Origin of the sequence: Bordetella genomosp. 2 (assembly GCF_002261345.1) — a bacterium.
Classification (GTDB): domain Bacteria; phylum Pseudomonadota; class Gammaproteobacteria; order Burkholderiales; family Burkholderiaceae_B; genus Bordetella_A.
In genome coordinates, this window is sequence record NZ_NEVT01000006.1 from 106,157 (window position 1) to 128,591 (window position 22,435).

General features: G+C 57.4%; 16 protein-coding genes. 3 read left to right on the top strand and 13 right to left on the bottom strand.

What is annotated here, in order from left to right:
* Positions 1-28 precede the first annotated feature (28 nt).
* Both CAL24_RS10760 and CAL24_RS10765 read left to right on the top strand, forming a co-directional pair.
* Complete coding sequence (locus tag CAL24_RS10760; protein WP_028356213.1) at positions 29-817, top strand: SDR family NAD(P)-dependent oxidoreductase; 789 nt, start codon at positions 29-31, stop codon at positions 815-817.
* On the top strand, positions 810-2,321 hold the full coding sequence (locus CAL24_RS10765) for an LTA synthase family protein (RefSeq protein WP_094806689.1): 1,512 nt from the start codon (positions 810-812) through the stop codon (positions 2,319-2,321). The genes CAL24_RS10760 and CAL24_RS10765 overlap by 8 nt, the downstream gene beginning before the upstream one ends.
* A gap of 47 nt (positions 2,322-2,368) precedes the next feature.
* Here CAL24_RS10765 and CAL24_RS24310 read toward each other — a convergent pair whose 3' ends face one another.
* The 11 genes from CAL24_RS24310 to CAL24_RS10820 form a co-directional block, all read right to left on the bottom strand.
* Positions 2,369-4,204 carry a sugar phosphate nucleotidyltransferase gene (locus CAL24_RS24310; RefSeq protein WP_249278525.1) on the bottom strand — a complete coding sequence of 612 codons (1,836 nt, stop codon included), beginning with the start codon at positions 4,202-4,204 and terminating at the stop codon, positions 2,369-2,371.
* A gap of 167 nt (positions 4,205-4,371) precedes the next feature.
* Positions 4,372-5,985 (bottom strand): Hint domain-containing protein, encoded by a 1,614-nt coding sequence (locus CAL24_RS10775; RefSeq protein WP_094806690.1) that lies wholly within the window; start codon positions 5,983-5,985, stop codon positions 4,372-4,374.
* A 658-nt stretch (positions 5,986-6,643) separates the two neighbouring features.
* Entirely contained in the window at positions 6,644-8,545 is a 1,902-nt protein-coding gene (locus CAL24_RS10780) for a glycosyltransferase (protein ID WP_094806691.1), read from the bottom strand.
* Complete coding sequence (locus tag CAL24_RS10785; protein ID WP_028356209.1) at positions 8,539-9,711, bottom strand: glycosyltransferase family 4 protein; 1,173 nt, start codon at positions 9,709-9,711, stop codon at positions 8,539-8,541. Before CAL24_RS10785 ends, CAL24_RS10780 begins: the two co-directional genes overlap by 7 nt.
* Positions 9,708-11,132 carry a hypothetical protein gene (locus CAL24_RS24005; protein ID WP_141218074.1) on the bottom strand — a complete coding sequence of 475 codons (1,425 nt, stop codon included), beginning with the start codon at positions 11,130-11,132 and terminating at the stop codon, positions 9,708-9,710. Before CAL24_RS24005 ends, CAL24_RS10785 begins: the two co-directional genes overlap by 4 nt.
* A 320-nt stretch (positions 11,133-11,452) precedes the next feature.
* Positions 11,453-12,688, bottom strand: coding sequence for a capsule biosynthesis protein (locus tag CAL24_RS10795; RefSeq protein WP_094806692.1), 1,236 nt, complete (start codon positions 12,686-12,688; stop codon positions 11,453-11,455).
* A complete protein-coding gene (locus CAL24_RS10800; RefSeq protein WP_094806693.1) occupies positions 12,685-14,694 on the bottom strand; it encodes a capsular polysaccharide biosynthesis protein in 2,010 nt (669 codons plus the stop codon). The genes CAL24_RS10795 and CAL24_RS10800 overlap by 4 nt, the downstream gene beginning before the upstream one ends.
* A 7-nt stretch (positions 14,695-14,701) precedes the next feature.
* On the bottom strand, positions 14,702-15,832 hold the full coding sequence (locus CAL24_RS10805; RefSeq protein WP_094806694.1) for a polysaccharide biosynthesis/export family protein: 1,131 nt from the start codon (positions 15,830-15,832) through the stop codon (positions 14,702-14,704).
* An 11-nt stretch (positions 15,833-15,843) separates the two neighbouring features.
* The gene (locus CAL24_RS10810; protein ID WP_094807244.1) at positions 15,844-16,950 is read right to left on the bottom strand and encodes an ABC transporter permease; all 1,107 of its coding nucleotides are present in this window, start codon (positions 16,948-16,950) and stop codon (positions 15,844-15,846) included.
* A gap of 14 nt (positions 16,951-16,964) precedes the next feature.
* Entirely contained in the window at positions 16,965-17,618 is a 654-nt protein-coding gene (locus CAL24_RS10815; RefSeq protein ID WP_094806695.1) for an ABC transporter ATP-binding protein, read from the bottom strand.
* Between the two features lie 8 nt (positions 17,619-17,626).
* A complete protein-coding gene (locus CAL24_RS10820) occupies positions 17,627-18,367 on the bottom strand; it encodes an ABC transporter permease (RefSeq protein ID WP_170947068.1) in 741 nt (246 codons plus the stop codon).
* Positions 18,368-18,616: 249 nt separating this feature from the next.
* On the opposite strand from CAL24_RS10820, the gene CAL24_RS10825 reads away from it, so the two are divergent.
* Positions 18,617-19,627: a CgeB family protein gene (locus tag CAL24_RS10825; protein ID WP_170947069.1), complete on the top strand. Its 1,011-nt coding sequence runs from the start codon at positions 18,617-18,619 to the stop codon at positions 19,625-19,627.
* Positions 19,628-19,636: 9 nt separating this feature from the next.
* Here the strand turns inward: CAL24_RS10825 and CAL24_RS24010 are convergent, their stop codons facing one another.
* Positions 19,637-20,374 carry a DUF6270 domain-containing protein gene (locus CAL24_RS24010; RefSeq protein WP_141218075.1) on the bottom strand — a complete coding sequence of 246 codons (738 nt, stop codon included), beginning with the start codon at positions 20,372-20,374 and terminating at the stop codon, positions 19,637-19,639.
* 78 nt (positions 20,375-20,452) lie between these two features.
* The gene (locus CAL24_RS24015; RefSeq protein ID WP_141218076.1) at positions 20,453-22,387 is read right to left on the bottom strand and encodes a hypothetical protein; all 1,935 of its coding nucleotides are present in this window, start codon (positions 22,385-22,387) and stop codon (positions 20,453-20,455) included.
* Positions 22,388-22,435: the final 48 nt, after the last annotated feature.

The following is a 22,435-nucleotide window of genomic DNA, read 5'->3' on the forward strand; positions in this document are numbered from 1 at the left end:
GTCCGCCCATCCGCCTGTCCGACTGCGCATGACGTCTTCCCCTTCCTCCGGCGTACCCGCCTGCGTGCTGATCACCGGCGCCACCGGCGGCATCGGCGGCGCGCTGGCGCTGGAATACGCGCGCGCCGGCGCGGCCACCTTGATCCTGCAAGGCCGTAACCGCGCGCGCCTGGAAGAGCTGGCCCAGGCCTGCGGCGCGCAGGGCGCGCGCGTCATCCTGCACGAACTGGACGTGCGCGACCACGACGCCCTGCGGCAATGGCTGGCGGACATCGGCGCCACCGAAGCGCCCGACCTGGTCATCGCCAACGCCGGCGTCAACATCAATACCGGCCCGCAGCACCAAGGCGAAGCGTGGGACGACATGCACCGGCTGTTCGACGTCAACCTCAAGGCCGTCATGGCGACCGTGCACGCCAGCCTGCCGGCCATGCGCGCGCGCAAGGCCGGCCAGATCGCGCTGGTCAGCTCGCTGGCCGGCTGGCGCGGCCTGCCCGAGACGCCCAGCTACAGCGCCAGCAAGGCTGCCGTCAAGGTCTACGGCGAAGCCATGCGCGACCTGCTGGCGGGCGAGGGCGTCAAGATCAATGTCATCATGCCCGGCTACGTAGAATCGCAGATGTGCTTCGACATGCCCGGCCCGAAGCCCTTCCTGTGGAAGGCCGACAAGGCGGCGCGCGTCATCCGGGCCGGCCTGGCCGCCAACAAGGCCCGCATCAGCTTTCCCTTCCCCTTGAACCTGGGCTGCTTCCTGCTGTCGGTCATCCATCCGGCGCTCTCGGGCTGGATACTGCAGCGGTTGGGCTACCGTGGCTGACCCCTGGCTGTGGCCGCTGCTGGCCGCCTACCTGGGCGGGCTGGCCCTGTCATGGGGGCTCGAGCTGCTGCTGCAGCCGCGGCCGGTGGCGCCCTGGCGGCGCCCGGCCGGCTCGCTGGCCGTGCACCTGGGCACCTGGTCGCTGGCCTTCGGGCTGACGCTGTTGCTGTACCGCCGCCCGGTCTTCGCCGCGCTCAATGCGCTGGCGCTCGAACTGGTGATCGTGCTGGTCAGCAACGCCAAGTTCAAGGCGCTGCGCGAACCCTTCGTCTACGCCGACTTCGAATACTTCGCCGATGCAATCCGGCACCCCCGCTTGTATCTGCCGTTCCTGGGCTTCTGGTCGGCGGTGCTGTCGCCCATCGGGTTTGCATTGGCTTGCGCGGCGGCATTCCGCTACGAATCGAGCCTGCCCGCGCTGATGGGGATGCAAGGCTACGCCGTCCTGCTGGCGTTCCTGACCCTCGGCGGGGCGGCGCTGTGCCTGCTGGCGCGGCCCGCGCACATGAGCCTCGACGCCGGCGCCGACCTGCGCAGCCACGGGCTGCTGGCCTGCCTGTGGGCCTATGGTCGCGCCGAGCGGCAGGTCCCGGCCATCGCTCCCGCCGCCTGGCCGCGTTTCGACGCGGACCGCGCCAAGCCGGACCTGGTTTCCGTGCAGAGCGAGTCCTTCTTCGATGCCCGGCAGGCCTATGCAGCCCTGCGGCCCGACTTGCTGGCCGGCTATGACCGGCTGTGCGCCGAGGCGCGCCTGCATGGCCAGGTGCAAGTGCCGGCCTGGGGCGCCAATACCGTGCGCAGCGAATTCGAATTCCTGACCGGCCTGCCGGCCGCCGCGCTGGGGGTGCATCGCTACCAGCCGTACCGGCGCCTGGTGGCTGGCGGCGTGCCGGCGCTGGCGCGCCACCTGCGCGAGCAGGGCTACCGCACGGTATGCATCCATCCCTACCATCCTGGGTTTTATCGGCGCGACAGCATCCTGCCGCAACTGGGGTTCGACGAGTTCCTCAGCCTGGCGGCCTTCGGCGACAGCCCGAAGACCGGCCCCTATATCGGCGACGCCGAGGTGGCCCGGCGCGCCCTGGCCGAACTGCGCGCCGCCGACGCCCGGCCGGTGTACCTGCACCTGATCACCATGGAAAACCACGGCCCCCTGCATTGGGAGCAGGCCGGGCCCGCCGACCACTCGGCGGTGACCCGCCAGGCGCTGCCGGCGGGCTGCGACGACCTGGTGGTCTATGCCCGCCACCTGCGCAACGCCGACGCCATGTTCGTGGAACTGGCCGAGGCGCTGCGGCGCCATGGGCGTCCGGCCAGCCTGTGCGTGTTCGGCGACCACGTGCCCATCATGGCCGGCGTCTACCGGATCCTGGGCGAGCCGGCGGGGACGACGCCGTATCTGCTGTGGGACAACTGGCAGGGCCAGGCCGGAGCACGGCGCGACATCCGCCTGCACGAACTGGCAGGGCTCTGGCTCGATGGCTGCCGCGCGGCGCCCGGCTGACCAGCCGCACATGATGCGGCCAGCGCCGGCGCTTCCGCCTGACTGGCTCAGGCCGGCGGCGGGTCGAAGCGGACGATGTCGTCCTCTTCCAGGTAACCGCCGCTTTGCACCTCGATCATGATCAGGTCGCGCTGTCCGGGGTTGCTCAGCCGATGCAGGTGGCCGGCCGGGATATAAGTGGACTGGTTGCGCTCGATCAGCATTTCCTGGTCGCCATTGATCACTTTGGCCGTGCCGTCCAGCACCACCCAGTGCTCGCTGCGGTGGTGATGCATTTGCAGCGACAGCGAGGCCCCCGGCTTGACGCGCAGGCGCTTGATCTTGAAATTGGAGCCGGCTTCCAGGACGGTGTACGTGCCCCATGGACGATACACCGTGCGCTGCGATGGGTAGGCCTCATGCCCCCGGGCCCGCAAGGTGTCCAGCAAGGGCTCGACCAGTTCGGGTCGATGGGCGTCGATCACCAGCAATGCTTCAGGCGTATCGATAATCGTCAACTGGCTCACCCCGGCCGCCGCAACCAGGCGGTCAGCCGCGTGAATGGTGCAGTCCCGTACCTGGTTGAGCACCACTTCGCCCAGCGTGCGGTTGCCATCGGCGTCGGCAGGGTGCTGTTCGGCCAGGGCATTCCACAACTCGACATCCGCCCAGTCCAGGTCGGGCGCCGCATACCCGCCGCTGGCCGTGGACCGGTGCTTGTGCAGCACATAACTGCCCGTCGTCGCGGTGGCAGGTTCATCCTGGTCTCCCGCAACATCGGTTTCCAGTGCCGTATCGGCTTCGGTGCGGTAATAAATGGTGCCCTGTTGCACGCAGCTCCGGTGCCCGCTTGCCTGCAGCGCGGTCACAATGCGCTCGACCAGGCCGGGCCGGTGCGTATCCATGACCAAGACCGCGTCCGGTGTGTCCACGATCGTCAGGCCGGTCACGCCCGCGACGGCCACCAGGCGATCCTCGGCGTGGACATAACAGTCCCGCACCTGGTGCAGCACCATCTCGCCCTGGATGCGATTGCCGTCCGCATCCGGCTCCAAGCGCTCGGCCAGGGTATTCCAGTTGCCGACATCGCTCCAGTCGAGGTCGCACGGCACCACTGCCATGTGGCGGCTTTTCTCCAGCAATGCGTAATCCACGGAAATCGGCGCGATTTCCTGGTAGTGCCGCAGCTCCAGATTGATCCGGTATTCGGCCGCCGGGGTCGCTGTGGGCAGGGGCGCCGGCGGCATGCTGGCCTGCACCTGCCGCAGCAGGTCGGGCGCATGTTCTGCCAGTTCCCGCAACAAGGTGCTGGCCCGGGCGCATAGCATGCCCGAATTCCACAGATAATTGCCGCTGGCCAGGTACTGCCTGGCGGTGGCGTGGTCGGGTTTTTCAACGAAGCGGCATACCCGGTTGCCGTCGGCCTCGATATACCCGTATGACACTTCGGCGCGATCGGGCTGGATGCCGAAGGTCACGATGCCAGAGTCCGCGGCCAGGTCGCAGGCCTGCCGGACGGCCGCCGCGAGGGCATCCGTGTTGCCGATGACATGATCCGCCGTCAGGAACAGCAGCATGGCATCGCCATGGCGCTGCAGGCACGCCAGGGCCGCGGCCGCCACAGCAGGGGCGGTATTGCGCCCGACCGGCTCCAGGATATAGCCCAGCGCCAGCCCGTCGCGCCGCAGGGCGGCATAGGCGGCGGCCGTCTGGGTGTAGAGCTCTTGCCGGGTGACGGTCAGGATCTCGTCGACCCCGGGCAGTTGCTGCGCCCGCGCGAACGCCTGCTGCAGCAGATTCTCGCCGTTGTCCAGTTCGATGAAAGGTTTTGGAAACTGAGTGCGGGACAGCGGCCAGAGCCGCTTGCCGGCGCCGCCGGATAGGATGACGGGAAGCAAATTCACGTAGGTAATTGCCTAGAATGCAATCACCTGATCGTAGCCCAAGTTGACCGGCCTGATAGACAAGATTCGAAAAGTCTGGCAACCCTGAGAAGCGCCAGCCGGCGCGGACGAAAAAAAGGCGGCCGAAGCCGCCTTTCAAGAGGGATGAGTTCTTATACGTTAGCGGATCAGGCCGCGCGCTGCTGAGCCTCTTCCCAGTAGGAGTAGGTCCGCAGCACGTGCAGTTCCAGAACCGCCTGGCCGCGCACGCCATGCAGGGCCGCCGGGATCACGGCGTCGCCGCTGGTCCAGCGCATCGCCACGCCATGCACATCCTGGGCCGCATGCAGCCCGCCCAGTTGCGAGTCGAGCAGGTCGATGTCGCGTCGACCGGCTTCGTCCTCGATGGTGATGCGGACCAGGCCCACGCCGATCTTGCGCAGGTCGCGGCGGGCATGCGCGGTGGTCTCGCGCACCACGGCCGAGCGCGACAGGATATGCAGGTCGCTGGCTTGCGCGCCGGCCGGCAGCACGAAACGCATCACGCCTTCCAGCTGGCCTTCCGTTTCGGCACGGACTTCCTGGCCGTTGACCGCGACGCGCAGGTCGGGATCGGCCACGCGCACCGAGCGGGTCATGGCTTCAGCACGCTTGAGCAGGCGCTTGCGCACGGCTTCGACCGCGGGGCCGGAGCTCAGCACTTCGATGCCGTCGATGGCCGGGCGGCCTTCGGCCGGACCGAAATCCGGGTTCATCGCCACGCTGTCGGCGTTCTGGAACATCGAACGGTTGCCGGTGTCGACATACGATTCCGCGGCGGCGCCTTCGGCCAGCAGGATGTCGAAGCGATCCAGCTCGACGTGGAAGTACTCGAACGACTGGCGCGAGAAGTCCTGCGTGATCGTCTTGCCGTTGACCAGCAGCATGGCCGGGATCAGCTTGCCGTCGAAGAACATGTGGTGGCCGGGCGACACCGTCAGGTCGCGATGCGGCACGTTATCGGCGATCGAGCCCTTCTGGAATACGATCGGAAAAGCCCGGATCGCGTCCTTGGCCGGAATGCGAGCCTTGCGCAGCGAGCGGTAGCCCAGCCACTTGACCGTGGCGACACCACCGCTGGCGGTGCGAACCTGGTCGCCTGCCTTCAGGTCTTCGACCTTGACTTCGCCGTTCGGAGTGGCGATATGCGTGCCCTTGAGGTAGCACGCATAAGTCATGGTACCACCCTGGAAGGTGACGAGATTGGGATCCAGCCCTTCAGCGTTGAAGCGGCCAACGACTATTCCCAAGTCATTCCGGAAGATCAGGTCGCCGCCGCTATACTCACCGCTGGTCGCGCCGACGACCTGCACCTGGTCACCTGCCGTAATCCCCGAAATATTGGGGAAGGCGGAAATGTCGATATTCAGACCAGTCTGGTCGTAGATGAAGGTAGACGTGCCGTCACCATCGAGATTGATGTTGATGGTGTTCAGCAGGCCGGCATTCAGGAAGGCCGGCGACATCGTCAGGGAGCCGCCGTCAGCAATGTTGTAGTTGAACGTAGTCAGCGCGCTGACACCGGCCAGGCCGCTCAACACGACGTCGGCGTTCTCCATTACGTTCACGGTGTGCGTGGCCCCAATGCCCAGCGCTACGGTCTGGCTGAGTTCCAGCGGGTCTGTGGAGCCGCCGGTGTTCGTGATGTTCAACGTGGTATTGCCAACAGCATTGATATTCGCAGTCAGCGAATCGCCTTCATATGAGCCCTGGTCGACAGTTCGGTTCGTGCCGGAGAGCAGGTTGAGGTCAATAGTGGCCATGAAGCACCTTTACACGTTAAGTGGTAGCAAAAGTAGGCGCAAACGTTCCCTGTGCGAGCCGGGCTGGATCGCAACGAAACTGGGTGAGAAGAGGGGGAGCGCTGCGGTCAGGAAGCGAACAGCCGTGCGCGTCAGGAAGGCGGCGACATCATCTTTCTCCCATATGGAAAGCTTGCTGTCTTGCTATTGGGGACGGGTTCGTCCGGTCGGGTAACTGGACATCACATAAATCGAGATGCAGTTACTGGGCTGAAGCGTATCGACTTAACTAGAGAGATAAATTGCAATTTATCTTTTATTGTTATTAAAAGGCTCTCTACGTCTCTACATGTGTGCGTTGCAACATCATGTAGTACTCGATAAATCTATGAGATTTGCAGGTAATTTGTTGCTTGTGCAAATGTAAGTATAGAAACTTTAATACTCAATATAATACATTTAGTTTCTTATGGAGTGGTAGTTGGCCCAGATATTGCATCATAAGTTCACAAGTTGAATCGGGTGAGCAGTCGAAAGACTGAGCGGAATAACCTCTTAATGAACTATTGTGAGATAAATTGAAATAATCGATGCAACAAAGCCCTTCCGCGCAAGCGAGGAAGGGCTTTGGGGTGCGGATTGTTGCGAAGCGGCCGCTAGGGCCGCATCTGACTGTGCGTCATGGCGCGCAAAGCGCGTATCGGTAGGCGCTTTCGACGATGAGCTGGGCCATTTCATTGCTGACCATGCTTTCGGCCGTCCGCTGTCGTAGGCGTGTCGCGGTTTCGGCGTCCGGCGCCATTTCCGCCAACGCACGCGCCAGCGACCCGGCTTCGCGCAGGTCGAACGTCAGGCCGCATTGGCCATGCTGGAGCAGGCAGTCGCTTTGCGGCGTGCGTTCGGCGAGCACCAGCGTACCCTGTCGACGCAGCGTATCCAGGTCGGATAGCCAGTCCGGGCGGCCGGCATGCCGGCCCGGCACCATGCGTATGACAAGATCCGGCGTCGTGTCGCCCAGTCCTGCGCCGCCACGCGCGTCGGCCGTCGCCAGGTGTGCCTGCATGCCGGCATTCATTAGCGCCGCTTCCAACTGCGCTACCGCGGCATTGGGCCCGATCACCTGCAATCCGAAGCCGGGCAAATCGATAGCCGCGGGCAGGGAGTCGCCCAGCGCAGATATCCGCTCGGACGACAGGTCACTGACATCCAGCAAGGCAATCCAGCGTCGGCTATCCGCCGGTCGAGCAGGCGCTGTCGAGCCAGCCGGGGCAGACCAGGGGGGAACCAGGAATATCCGGTCGCGGTGTATGCCGGCCTGCAGCAGCAGGGCCGCCTGCCAAGCATCTGTCACGATCACGGCGTCTGCCCGGGCGGCGCAGCGCAGTTGCTGGGTATACGCCTGCCGCCACCATTCGGAGTCGGGCGGCGGCGCCGAAGCGTCGGTGACAGGACATGGGCTTGCTGGCTCCTGCCATTGCATCACGATCGGAAGCCGGTACTGTGCGCCAAGCGCGAGGGCCCGCAAAGCCAGGTCGTATCCGGACCGGCCTATATGTGCGTGGATGAGGCCTACCCGTCTACGCGAGATCCAGTGAGAAGAGAGCAGGGTATCGAAACGCAATAGATCCGTTCGCTTGACCCGGGCATGAGCTGCCGGGGTCAGGCTGTCCAACTCGATGACCTCCACGCCGTCTTGCACGCGGTGTGTGTATGGCCCGTCCGGACTTGCCTGCTGGGTATATTCCGTCGGCACGATGACCAACGGTTTGAATCCCTGTTCATACTGTGCGGCGGCCAGCGCAATGGGATCGTACAGGCGGCCATTGGGCGACGCCTGGGGCGCCAAATGAGCGACAACATGGGCCAGGCCGGCATGTCGTCCGCATTGGGCGTTCGGGGCCAAAGGCAACCAATCCGACATTTCGTCCAGCGCGGCCAGGGCGTAGCGTGATTGTTGCCGCATATACCCGCGCACCTCAGGCGCCTGCTCGAGCAAATAACAGGCTTCCCGCAATAGCGCCGGCGCGCCAATGCGCCAGGCCAGGGCCTGGATTTCAAGCAAGTACTGGCGCTCGGTCTTGCGTGCAGTCAGCCAGTGCCAGGCGACGCGTTCTGCGCCTTCCGCATCGGTTGCTTCCAGTCTGGGCAGGTCGGGCAGGGTGTAATCGTAGGGTTCGGCCGTCAATTCGCCCGTGATGGGCGCCTGTTCCATGCCTGACCAGCGTTGTAGATGTAATTCCAGGCGAACCGCCTGCGGTGGCGGAAGCAGTGGCCGTAGCGTCACGGCGGCTATCGAGCTGTCTCCCACCGGCACATAGTGAAACCGCCGTTCCAGGTGCGTGGAATAGGTAAACCCCGAATGAGGCGCATCCAGCGGATCGCCGTGCACATCGTAAAACTGGAAGCACACCACGGCGCCCCTGGGAGCCGTCTTCGATACCTTGCCATGCACCCTTGCCTTCACTACCCAGCCCACCGCAAGGTCTTCGACCTGCAGTGTCAGTGATTGCAATACCGCAGTCGCCTCGGGCGCGCGCGGCCGCCGCGGCTGTGCCGTCGTTTCGGGAGCCAGGGTCAGCATGCCACGGATTCCTGCATCGATGAACTCAATACCTTGCGCACGGCGGTACAGAATTTGCCTGACAGCAATACCGGGTCGTGGCGGGCGAGAATATCGTCGAACAGGCCGGGCGGCGGCCGGTGACGCAAGGCACGCTGCAGGGCGCCAGCCAAAGCGTCTGGCTGGTCGTCTGCATACAGCAGAGTTGGATCATCGGCGAACACCTCCGCCATCCCACCCGTCGCCGGGGCAACCACCATGCGCCGGAAGGTGGCCGACAACAACGCCACGCCCGAATTCAACGTGGCCAGGTACGGAGCAACCACCACATTGCAGGCATTGAACAGGACCTGTACTCGCTGGTCGCGCACGTTGCCCGGCAGCAAGTGAATATCTTGGCGGCCCCGGGCCTTGGCGCGCAATTCGGCAAAATAGGCCTCGTCATCGACCTGTCCGGCAATCAGCAGGACGCAGCGTTTCGACGGTTCGCGGGACCGAAACGTATCGTAGGCGTCGATCAGCTCGGCCAAGCCCTTGTAGGGCTGGATGGATCCGAAACTCAGGAATACATAGTCATCGGGTTCCAGCCCAAGATCCTGGCGCGATTGATGCGTCGACACGACGTTAGCGTACCAATCGCCATAACTGGGATGTGGCACGCGCACCACTTTGCGTGGGTCGAGATGGAAGTAGGGCGCGACCAGGCGTTCCGTGTCGTCGTTCATCACGTGAATGAGGTCGGCTGCCTCCGCAGTCAGCCGGCGCAAGGCAAGCTCGGCATCATGCCACTTGATCCGGTGCGGCATGATGTTATGGATGGTCCACACAACGCGCAAGCCGCGGCTCCGCCACAGGGCCAGCTGCTCTTTATAGTGGGCGACGCAATTGTCGGCTTCGTCCGGGGTGGTGGCTTTCTGCAAAATGCCGGATAGCCAGTGCAAGTGGATGACGGCATGGTCGCGCCATGCCACCTGCCCGATATCGTCTAGGTTCAGCACCGGCAGTACCGAAAGCCCATGCGCTTCGGCTTCGGAGTAGAGCAACTGCTGATATGGGTTCACTTGTGCCACGGGGTAGTACATGAGCACGTCGGGCAGGCCATCATTCGCGGCGCTGCCTGCAAGAACGGCCGACACGAATGCATTGGGCCAGCTTTGCGCGCCGGAGGCCAGGTCGTCGATTCTCATGCGGCTTGTCCCAGTTCATCGAGGGCAGCGTCGACCCAATAGCGGCCGACGGCGGCAATGTGCAGTTCAATGGTTTCCCCGCCATGCAACTGGTGTACCTCGCTGGGCAGGCTTGCCAGGCCGTTGGTCCATCGTCGTGCCCGTCCGCGACGGAATTCCGGCTCGTGCAGGCCCGTCCATGCGGGATGACTGAGGTCCAGGTGGCGTGACCCTGCTGCACTGTGGATCACGATATCCGCAAGTGCCACGCCCAATATCCGGCTGTCTTCCAGCGGGAAAAGCGTGGTGTCGCGCGCGCAGGCACTGCGAGATACGATACATAATGGGCTGGTGGAGATACTTGCCGGCACCGTGGCGCGCCATATCCCGGGCTCGTAGGCTGCCAGGCCGACCGACTGCCTGCCCAATTCCAGGCGTAAGGCTGGGTCAGGCGACAAGCCGATGCGAAATCGAGAGGCCGTGTACTGCAATAACCGCTGTCGACACTGCTCCACTGCGTAATGGGGCGCGCATGGTGTGGCAGGATCCGCAATCAAGTCCAGCCCTGCCCATGGGATATCCGACAGTTCCATTTCAGGAGGGCGGAAGTAGCAGATTTGGTGGCTATCGGTACCTTGTCTGATCGACTGGCCGTTGACCAACTGGTTTGCCAACAAGATCTGGTCTCCGTGCCGAACAGGCTGTCCCGGCGCCAACGCAACGCGGCGCAAGGGGATTCCAGGAGCAAGGGCATCGGCTTCGAATACCACCGGGGCCAGGCGGGCCCACGTCACGGGCTCTATACAGGCACGCAGCTTCACTGTCGACGACGTGCTGGCGGGTGCATGGGCGAAGGGGGCATGATCGACCGGAAAAAGCGGGGCAGCGCTATCCACGCGGGTATCGTCCATAGCCGCACAAAGTCCAGATGGTAGAGATTCAATCTCGCCGTGGGTTGGCATGTTCCAATCGAGATGCGCGGTTTCCAAGCCTTTGACCGAGAGTGCGATGACAGCACCTTGGGCGCCGGCCATGCTGCTTGTACAAGTGCCGTTGAAGCTTCGCAGGGCGCCGCCCAGATCGCGGATTGCCAACCCGAGTCGGTCACCAGGCGACATGCCGGCGATCTGCAATGGGGGAGGGGACTGTGTTGCTGCCCAGGCCGCAGTCAGACAACCAGTGCCATTGGCATTGAAAGTGATGGAAAATTCGCTGTGTGGCGCGCTGGCGCTTGCCAGTGCTTCCTCGCTAATACCCACGCAGGCATGTGAGGCAACTTCTATGTGCACTCGTGTGCCAGATACCCGACTGTGCCAGCTGGCTATCCAGCCAGTAGCGCCTTCGTCAAGATGTATATGGGCCTGGCCGTTCGGTTTGCCTGCATATCTCAATCGCACGTTAGCGGCCGGATGCTTGATCAGCAGGCGGCTGTTCTCATGCAAGGTCACCTCGACTGGCGCGTCGTCTTTGCTGTGAGACGGAGCTTTCAGTATTCGGGTTCTAGCGGCTAGTACATTGAACCTGCGGGCTACCGATTGCTGGCGTGTCATCTGGCGATATCGTTATATTTGACGAAATTTGAAAGAATGTGTTGTGCGTCGTGCCATGGCCGCCACCACTGTCTCCAGCCATAGCGTGCATTTATACCGCAATAATTCAGTCAGAACGAGAGGATCGGCCGGCGGCCGTGTATCTTGCGCGGCACCCGGTTCAGCCGTCCTAGTAAAAATCGCCAAGCGTGCACATTACGCTGCTGGCTGATTCAAGCAAGTTCCCGCAGCTTTTCTACCGGGCTTTGCCGCATCAGGAGCCGGGGTATCGAGCCGGCGACGCTCATATCGATGCTCTGGCGACTATAGAAACCGCCATTGACCTGGGTTGTATGGATGACAGTATTTCGGAACCAGCGAAACAGTCGAGGATCTGGCCGCTTGTTATATCGCCAAAACTCGTCAAGGGATCCTTGAAACGTCAGCCCCGGCATGTCGTAGATTGCATCGCCCAAGGCAATCAGCGGTTTTGCGTGAACCAGCGCCGATCCTCCTACCGTGCTGTTCACGGTGACGACGCCGCGAGCATGGTTCAGCAGGGCCGGCAACGCTCCGCTTTCGAGATATACGATGCGTTGGAGGGGTAGGTCGAACTCTGCGCAAAGGCTTGCAATGATCTTCCGGTAATCCACCAGCCCGATGTCCAGGGGATGATTCTTGATCACCAAAACCGCGTCAGGCCGACAGGCACGGGCAAACGAACTTATCACCTCGCGCAACAGTTGTTGCATGTCGTCGAATGGGGAATGCAGGCGGATCTGCGTATCACTGTTCAGTTGCAGCGGCAGCAGCCAGAATGGAATACGGCCATAGATCAAGTCCTGGATGGCTTGTTCGTCGCGTTTTCTGGTGAGGAGAACGCAAAGTGCCCTGCGTAGATAGTTTGGATATTCAATGGCCGCCGAGACAGGCGCATGGGTGCGATAGCCGGGATAGCACAGTGGGTTGCGGATCCCGGCAACATGGTAGACGACGTCATGCCACGCGCGCATCAAGAATGCCGACGCAAACGACTGCCCATTTCCATAATCCGGAATACCCGGGCCGACACGACGGTACCAGGCTGGATCGCGGGGGAGTTGTGAATGTGCATTTACCCCATCGCGCTCGAGTGTGATCCAGTAAGGTCGGAAGTACCCTTCCTCGAACACATGGATGGGCAGGCCGCGGGCTCGCGCGAGTTCGATGGCAGGACGATGGAGAGGACGCTGATCACCGAACACGACGAGATCGGTGTGGCCTTGCCGATCAAACAGTTCGGCATAAAGCGCTGGCAAGCCTTCGGCTCCGGATCGATATGTGCGCTTATTGCCGTTGTTCCAATACCAGCTATCGCCCGCGTTGAAGTTCACCTTGGTAACGTCATGCTGCGCGGCCAGCAGCGCCTTGCCGAGCCGGCTGAAAAAGGGCGAACAGACTCCCTGCAGCAATAAGAATCGGCGCTTCATGGTTTGCGGAACGCTTTGGCGATCAGGCGGCGCAATGGGTGATATCGCGGCTCGTCACGCCATTCCAGGAGTTCCTGGAGTGCTCGCTCGACAGTGCAGAAATGGCGGGTCTTGCGGCTGACGTAGGTAGGATACAGAATCAGCGTTGCCGCAACCAGCTCATCGAGTGTCAAGCGGCGATTCCGCCGCGCCGCGACTTCGCTACTCAATCCACAGTCGCGCGTTAGCCCCCAGCCGGCAAAAAAGGGCTGCCCCCATGTCGTCACTGGCAAACCTCGCAGCAGTGCTTCGAATCCGGCGAGTGAGCTCAGTACATGCACTTCATCCACTTGATCCAGAAGCGTATGAAAGGGGATATCTCCGATGACCTCGTCGCACCATTGGTGTGCCTGGGATTCCTCGCTCCCTTGATTGCGCAGACCGGCCAATACATCAGGATGAGGTTTATAAACCAGCCAGGCGTGGGGATGCGCCTGGCGCACTGCTTGCAGCAGGTCAATGTTGCGCCGAATCCGGTTGGCACCATATTTGATTGCGGCATCGGTCTCGACTTGGCCGGGTACCAGGATGACGTTGCTAGCATGCGCCGGTCGATGCCACCGCTGCGATTGCTGCAAGTTGTACTTGGTGATGCCTTGTGCCACCAACGCGGCACGTAGCCGAGCGGCGCGAGAGGTCAGTTCGGCGTCGAACTGGGTGCGGGACAGCAAGAGCTCGAGGTCCGAGGAACTGCGCGCGTCGTAATAGATTCCCGTCTCGTCGATTACCCACGATAGCGGCCGTATCAGTTCGGCTCCCAATCCTACGGAGCGAATAAACCCGTCTTCGATGCGCAAGACGGCCGCCTGGCTGCCGTAGCCTCGCTCCGCCAGCTCAGAAGCGTGTTTGTGGCCCCATGTGACCAGTGGCGTGTCCGCCGGCGGGAGCGATGGTAGTGTATTGACGAACGTGATCTCGCTGCCTGCCAGGAAGTCGCGAACAAAAGTTTGCTTCCATCTCGAAAAGCCGTATGCAAGCATGTTGGGCGCAAAACGCTGGCGTTGTTGACGCTGTAGGCTTAGCCAAGTCAACACGGTCTCCACTTCGCAGGAGCGATTCGTCTCAGGATCAAAGTACCGTGGGTAATCCACCAGCGATGCATGGACCAACTGCTCCAATGTGGCTGCGCCCCTTCGGCCGGGCGCGGGCAACCGATCATGGGTGAGGCCCCAGCCAGCATAAAAGGGCATTCCGTACACATGCACAGGTTTATTCCACAACAAGGCTTCGAAGCCAACCTGCGATGTCACGGTATAGACCGCTTGAGCATGTTCTATCAGCGTGGCTGGATGGACTGGTTCCGCAATGATGCAAAGGCGCGATCGTCCAGCCAGCGCCGCAATATCGAAATGCCCGAGCTTTCTGCCGCTGGCCGCCTCTGGATGCATCTTCAGAACGACGTGGCAATCAGGATGGGCTGCCAGTGCATCGTTCAACATTGTCGAGAACGCTTTCGCATCCGCCAAGCCTCCCGAGATTGATGCATCGGCGGCCGTTTGGTCTGCGACCAGTACATAGCGTACAGGCAGCGCGGAAGGTGCCAAATCCCGCGTATGGTTGTACTTCGAAACCCTGCCTTGCTGCCAAGCGCGAATCAATCGCCGGGCACGGGAGACCTGCGTACTGTCCAAAGGCCGGCCAATCAGCCGTTCCAGGCGGGATGGGCGGGCGGCATCGTAATAGATGCCTTCATCGTCGACCACGACCGAGAGGCTGGGGCTGGTGCCGTCGCCCAGCGACCGAAGGAAGCCATCCTCCAGCAGCCAACATGGGCGCCGGTGGCGGTTCGCAAGGGTACGGGCACGTTGCCCGCTACGCTTCAGCCCCCAACCAATGTAGGCGGTATGCTGTTCGCAAGGTAACAAGCCGGCCGTGATGGACACCGGCACACCGAGACGGGCGGACAACTCGGACTGGCGCCATATGCCCCAGTCCAGCCAATGTACCGCCGCACGCTTCGCCGACATGAATAAGTCAGAATCGTTGGCCTAGCAGAATTGCTTGCAGAATAGGAGTAATAATTTTTTGCCACTCGTAGACTGCTGCATTTGTGACATAAATTGCGTCTTCTGGCTGTACCAGGAATTCCTTCGCCAAGAAAATGGACTCCGGGTTGCGCATGTTTAGTCGAAAAACTTGGGCGCGCGGGCTCTGAGGGTCTTCCTCGTTGAGGCGGAACACGAAAACCCCGGTCGGGTCGGCCTTTGACTCATCAAGTCCTCCAACTGCACCGAGTGTTTCCAGTAGACTGGGATTGGCTGATGGAAGATCATGCAGGCCTGGCTGCTTCACCGAACCCATGGCTACGAAGCGCTGACGCGCTCGTTCTACAACGATTTCAGAGCGAGGAGGGACCGGCTGGTTTCTACCTTGTAGCAAGTCTTGGTAGCTGTAGGTGTAAACCTTACTGCCGGTACGCACTATAACCTTCGCCAAATGCGGCTCAAGCAATGGGCCACCTGCTTGATTAATTGCGTCAAGTAATGTTAGTGGTCCTTGGAGTGCGGAGAAACGCCCTGGTGATTTGACTGCACCTGCTACAAGCACTGAACCGGACAGATCTCCGACCAGTTCTGCATGCACTTGAGGGTCGATTGCCTTGCCCTTTAGACGCTTCTGTACGGCGTGCTCCACCTGACCAAGAGTCATGCCAGCAACTTTGATATCCCCGACGTACGGCAGCGATATCTTTCCTGACGCATCCACACGCACCTTGGGAAATACAGTGCCCCCAGCGCTAAGCGGAGTGAATAGGGCGCCTTCCTGAGCGCTGTCAGAAATCATGATGCCGATGACATCACCGGGAATTAAATAAACATTACTCACCCGCAATTGGGAGACATCAGAGGTTAACGAAGGTGCAGGGGCACGTCCGTAGGTACCAATCGTAGTCGCGGTGATATCGACAACTTCATAGCGAGGATCGGTGCGTCCTTCTTCGACAGCGATAGTTGCTCGATACGGACCTGCTCCGGACAAGATGCCGCAACCTGCGAGCGATGAGACAAGTAATGCTGTCGCTACGTTACGACAAACGGTGCGCCAGTACGGAGGCGCCGGCCTCAGTCGGAGTTGTCCGAGTTTTGAAAAATTAGCTGCGTTCATGGCGTTACTGTTCAGTCGCGATGGTCTTCGATCGTGGCAATTACGAAACGCGCTACACCGTACAGTAGTAGCAGCAACACGAATAAGGTGGCCAAATTGTAAAGACGGTCTGGGTAGATTGCCCGCTGTGCAAGATTGGGACTGACAACAGTAACTAGGCTGCGTATCTTTTTTGAGGCTTCAATCCGGGCATTTTCTAGCGCGGTCACCGCAAGCTTATAACTTTCTTCCGCGATGCCCGCATCAATTGTGAGATTCTGAAACCTAGAGGCAATCACGTTTAGCCGATCTCCATCAGCTGCTGACACAAGATGTTTCTTCTCGCTATCGAGTTGCTGCTCGATGGCCCGGATTTTTGTGCGTTGCTGCTGAACTTGAGGGCTGGAAGAATTGAGCGCCGAGAGTAGGGCCTTCAAATGGGCGCGCTCTGTAGTTAGTAAAGTCTCGAGTCCGGCTATAATCTCCGAGCGAGATTGCGCGACGGCATTGGCGTCTAGCAAATTATTAACGCTTTGGAAGGCAATCAAGTCCTTCTTCTTTTCTTCATAGTTGCGCTTTGCATTTCCCAATTCGACTTCAAAAAATTTCATCTGATCACGAGCGATTTTATGGGAAATTTCGTTTACAAAACGCTCGCTCTCCTTGAGGATTCCTCCAATCATGTTCTCCGCCAATTGAGCAGTGGGAGCCTGTACCTCAATTTCCAATAACCCAGTTTGCACATCGAAATGGACCGTTACGATGCGGTTGTAGAACTTAAGCAGGTCTTCAGCGGGTTCATCTTCCGAAATAAAATACAGTGGATCAGTATTCTGTGTTGAATAAGCCTGGATCCAGTTAAATTCCCTTTGCAGATAGTCCATCATGTCTTTGGACTGTACGAATTCCTGTAAGAAAAGCGTCTCTTCGCGCGAAGTAGGATTAGTGCCGCCCATAAGAAGAGCTAGACTTGGAATGTTAGCAGCCTGACCGTCTTGAGGTTGGCGAACTACGACTTTGGAGATACTGACATATCTATCCACTGCAAAGAACGCATAGTACAAAGCCACAACGATCATCGGTATTATTACAATATAGATGAATAGTGGGACTTTTTTGAGTTTATCGAGGTTGATCACCGAGTGCCTCATGGTTAAGCTTGGTATGCGTTAATGCCTTCATTAACGTCTTCAAAAACTTCGACTGCTCCATCTTTGACTAGCAGCACTAAATTGCAGAGTCGTCGGATTTCTTCCATTGAGTGACTTACCAGGATAACATTCGACTTTTTGAGTTTCTCTGAAAATACTGCGTGAGACTTTCTTTTGAAGTGCGCATCGCCAACCGACATTATTTCATCGATGAGATAATAGTCAAAATCAAATGCCATGCTTAGGCCAAAGGCCAGTCGCGATCTCATGCCCGACGAATATGAGCGAACCGGCTCGTCAAACCATTTCCCAAGATCGGCAAAATCCTGGACATATTGAATCTTATCTCGCATTTCCTCGCGGATTGCGCCGTAGACTCGGCATACGAATTTAACATTGTCACGCCCGCTCATGCTTCCTTGAAAGCCGCCACTAAGCCCCACAGGCCAAGAAACACTCCGGTCTGTCACGACACGGCCGACGTCGGGCTGATCGACTCCTCCAAGCAAGCGCATTAACGTAGATTTGCCCGCACCATTTCGCCCAATCAATCCGATATTTCGGTTTGGCGGAACCTCAAGGCTCAGATTCCGAAAAACATAGCGACGCCCGCGAGGAGTCCAATATGATTTAGTGACGTTGCGAAGTTCGAACATTATCGAAGCTACAGAGCCATGAGTCTAAAGCGGCGAACGCGATAAATGGCGCAGGCCAAAAACATAAATACAATCGTACACTCGACTACATACATGGCGGATACCCCGTCATATGGCCGGTAGTGTTTAAAAGTGCTTTCGCGAATTAAATCGACGATATGGAGATACGGGTTCCACAGAATATATTTCATGTATTCTTCGGGAATTCGGTGGAGCGAAAATACGATGCCCGAAAGAAAATACAATGGCAAAAACAAAAGCGTCAATACGAATTTCGTCTCCGGGACGGCTTCTGCAATTAATGCGAGCAGAATGCCAAAGGCAAACGAAAATACAATTCCCAATCCTAAAAAAGTCAGCCATAAAATAGAATCGTGGATCGCAGTGTCATGCCCGTGCCATGTCAGGCCTATATACAAAAACATGAACACGATCGCCGAAATACAAAACTCGACTATAGTTCTGGCGGCAAACGCATCTGCCGGCTGAATTTGCTTGTATGAAAAAAGGGACTTGTTCGCATCCACGCTATTCATCAACTTAAGCGCAATGTTCTTGAATAGCAGAAAAGGAGCGATCCCCACCAGTAGCCATACAAAGAAGTCATAGCCAATAGAAGTCGCCCCACGGAGACTGACGAGCGTCGCGAGAGCGGCCATGTGCGCCATGGGCTCGAGCACCACCCACAGAGCTCCCAGTCGCATCCTGCCAAATCTGCTGCGCATTTCGCGCAGAACAAGTGCGAACACTACAGATCTTGTTATTTGAAACGGCGATCGTTGGCGCATAGGAAGGGGTGAACAGGGCAGAACTGACGCATTCTAACGTATCGGTACTGACATGGCACATTCTTTTCCATTAAAATTCACGTCAGAACACATCTTTCTCCCTATAGTCATTTTTTGTTTCGTACACATGGCCTATCAAGCGACGTGTATCGTATAACTGCAAAGGCCGCTTTGATGTTATTTTTGCGAAATCTTTTTCGGAAATCCACGGTGCGTCGCGTTGACGGAAGGTATGGCGCATTGAAAGTGGCGCTTATTGCTGACGAGTTGACCACGGCTTCTCTTTCCGTCGAATGCCAGATCCGTAACTTGACGCCACAAAACGCAGTTGAAGTGTTAAGAACCTGGCGGCCAGATTTGCTTTTTGTCGAGTCCGCGTGGCATGGCTATAGGAATGCATGGAAGTATCAGTTAGCTAGCTATGACGGATTTCCAAATCGAAACAACCGCAATCTGAAAAAAACTTTGGACGCTGCGGCAGCCTTGCAAATTCCATCCGTATTCTGGAATAAAGAAGACGGAGTCCATTATGCTCGCTTTATTGATACGGCCAGTCTGTTTGAAAATGTGTTCACCGTGGATGAGGGATGTTTAGAGCGATACAAACTTGATTTGCCGTCGTACAATCATGTAGGTACGCTAATGTTCTCGGTCCAGCCTCGATTTCACTACCTATTGGATGGCAAGCCCACGCAGCGAGGTTTTGGCTGCTTCGTGGGAAGCTATGGCACGCATGTCCATGCTCGCCGTCGCTACTGGCAGAATATGCTTTTTGAGATGGTAGCCCCCTATGGGCTCCATATATACGACCGCAACTATAGGCGTAAGGCGCAGTGTTATCGGTATCCAGTGATGCCTGGCCTGAAAGTATATCGTGGCGTTCCCCATCCCGAGACCGCACAGGTATACAGAAGCTATCGCGTGAACCTAAATGTAAATACAGTCGAAAACTCCAGTACAATGTATTCTCGGCGCTTGGCGGAGATTTTGGCGGTGGGGGCGGTAGCAGTTACTACACCATCGCTAGCAGCGCACCAACTATTTTCTGATTACTGTTTCATCGTCAATACGCCCGAAGAGCTTGCTGCAGTCCTTGAGGAGGTGAAGGGTAGTGGCTATTCAAAGGCTCAAGAGCGGGCCCATCACGGTGCCGATATGATTGCTCGTCACCATACTTGGGAACAGCGGTTGGCCCAGATCGAGTGCCTAGGCCTCTTTTAGTATTGAATTTCATGCCAACGCAGGTCTTGTGGTTTTCATCCTATTAACGAAATCTTGCACAGCCTTCAACGAAAATAAGGTGGACTCATCGTCAAAATGAAAAGGTGTTGGGGACCAGATATGGTTATCCGGGCATTTTCTCATGTTGCCATACTCAATGAATTGGGCTGATGACAGAGATTTACGTTGAACGGCAAACATCTGGTCAAACATTTCATTAGCTTGGTCAACCATTCGAGCGTCGAACGGAACGCCGCTTTCAGTGTGATATTGCCAATAGCTCTTATTGATCAAAACTCGGTCCCTTAACCCCTGGGCATCGAGCGTCTCGATGAACTTAAACCAACCGTCTTCCCAGTGGTGCATGAAAGAAGAGCCGCCACTGGGTACGAACGTAAGTTGCGGGCTTCGACGTAGGCCCGCAGCTTTCAGTTCCAGTGAGTAGGTACAGCGGCCAAACTTATTTGCGACCAAGTCGAAACGCTCATCCACTAAGTCAATTACAATGACATCCGGTTCAATGGTACGCAATCGAGGGATGGCCTGTTTGAGAATGTCCATGGCGACTGTGCGTCGTTGAAATGGAGACTTCAGATTGGCGCTCCAATGGTCGGCGAATGGGGAAGGGGCGAACAACGAGCCGAACGAACTGCGTGCGGAGTAAAGTAACAAATCGAAGCTGCTACGATCCATTTTATTGAAGATGTCTCGCGAAACGCAGCTTCCAAAAATGGCGACCTTCATCATTTCTATATCCTTCCATAACTTGACAATCAACTTCGATGGAAGCTTCCAAGTCAAGTTTATTCACGTCGTCTATCATTATTACGCGGCTTGCTTTACTCTAACCAACCGGACAGTATCGGTTGGCGCGTAAATTCGTATTGGCTTTTCTTGTTTATTTTTGAAAATCAAGCCTAGTACGAGGTTGTGTGCGGAAAGAACTTCGAAAATATTCTTAAACGCCTCTGGTTTCTTATAGGCCAACTCTATTACGGCCTCTTGATTGAAGCCGTCTTTTTCTAAATTGACGTGCTCCACCAGATGTTGGAATTGTTGCTGAATCTTGTCAAGCTCGCTCCAATGCCATTTTCTTCCCAACTTAAGCTGCGACTTTTTCCAATCCGAATGAGTGATGACTTTCTCGGCTCGCGACGCTGGCCGAGGAGCCTCTCTCGGATATTTTATGTGGAAATAGTGGATTTCTGGCTCTTTTTTTACAAGGTTGGGGCTGGTTCTGACAATCGATTTGACGCCCTTAAGCCTGCTTGTCAGGCTGGTTCCGCGATAAGCTGCCTCTGGCCAGACACGGTTTTCAAACGGTAGGCAGGCAACTTCCTGATCTAAAGCGGTCATCAGGCGGAACGTAATCAAGTGCTCTTTTCTTGATCTATCGTCAATCGAGAACCCTAGCCGGATGGTCGCAGCGCTATATAATGGATGTGCTTTTCCGCCAGTCACTCTGCCCCAGTGCTCGCACAACCCATTATGAAACCTTCCTCGATGCTCAATATAAAAACGATCGAGTGCCGCTGGCATTGTCATTCCCTGATTAATACTCCATTCGCGAAGCATCTGGTTAAAGTTACTCGTTATCTCCTCTCGCACAGGTTGTTGCAAGATATCGAGATTTGTAACCATGAGTTTTATTGCATCGTCTAGCGTCGCATCGGGTGCAAGTTGTTTGGAGTAGAGCGCCTTGTAAAACTCCGAGTTGCCACCTCCAAGTCGGAAAACTGCGTCATTCCGTATTAGCGTGGTGAACGCTCGGTCAAGATTATTCTTGCATCCTGACGAAGCGTATGAGAAGGCAAGTAGCTCCTCCGTCAGGTCCGTGCTTGTCAAGTTCCTGCGAAATTCGTCTACAACACGAATTTTTCGAAGATTGTATTTTTGGATAATAAAGTTGGAGACGTTGGCATCCGGAGAAGGGTATGAGCCATTAGTATTATAGTAAAAAGCGTCTTTCGTATTCGATTTCAATATCGCTGCAAATACCATGCGGCTATCCATGCCGCCGGTAATGTCAGCAATTTTTATCGGATAGGAGGCATTAGCGATAGCGCTCACATTATCGCAAATATCACTTACTGCCGCGTCCAGTAAGTTATCAAAGGACTCCTGTGCGCAATAAAAATAATCATCCCCTTTTTTTCGTTTAAATGAAAATTCGCCTTGGGGGCCGATGATTAGCTCATTATCGAATGGAAGGTAATAGAGGTTCTTATATGGCCCGACGTTCAGTGGCGCGCTTACAGAAATTTCGTTGACCAAGTGCTTCAAATGCCTGGTCATTTTATGGCCATACATTTCTGTCATGATGCTCTCAAGCAGCATGGGGTTATTTGTCACTGCATTAAAACGGTCGTTCTTATAGTAGAAGAGTGGGTACAGGCCCAATTGGTCGGTGGTTGCACGGAAATACTCCGAGTCATGTGCTTTAAAAAATCCGCCGATAAAAAAAGATCCTCGCCCGTTCTCCGAAAGGTCGAAGTAGCCTTTAGTCGATTTGATGTCTATATCTTTGTAGTGTTTTTTTTCAAATACCACTTCACCGTCAAAGAAAAACGTGGGCACCGTACGGAAGCTATTGCCAGTTGTGCTATTGATATATATATGCGAGCCTAAGACTTCATTGGAAAAAAAGTAGGTATGCGGATTATCTATCAATGAGCCATGAAACGTTCTTCCGATTACCATTTCGGGCGTTATCTTAAACTGACGTCCTTTCGGTTGGACGAACACAAATTCAATGCTCATGTTTTTCCATAATTCAAAAAAGCGAAACGTGGGGCGATCGCAAACTCG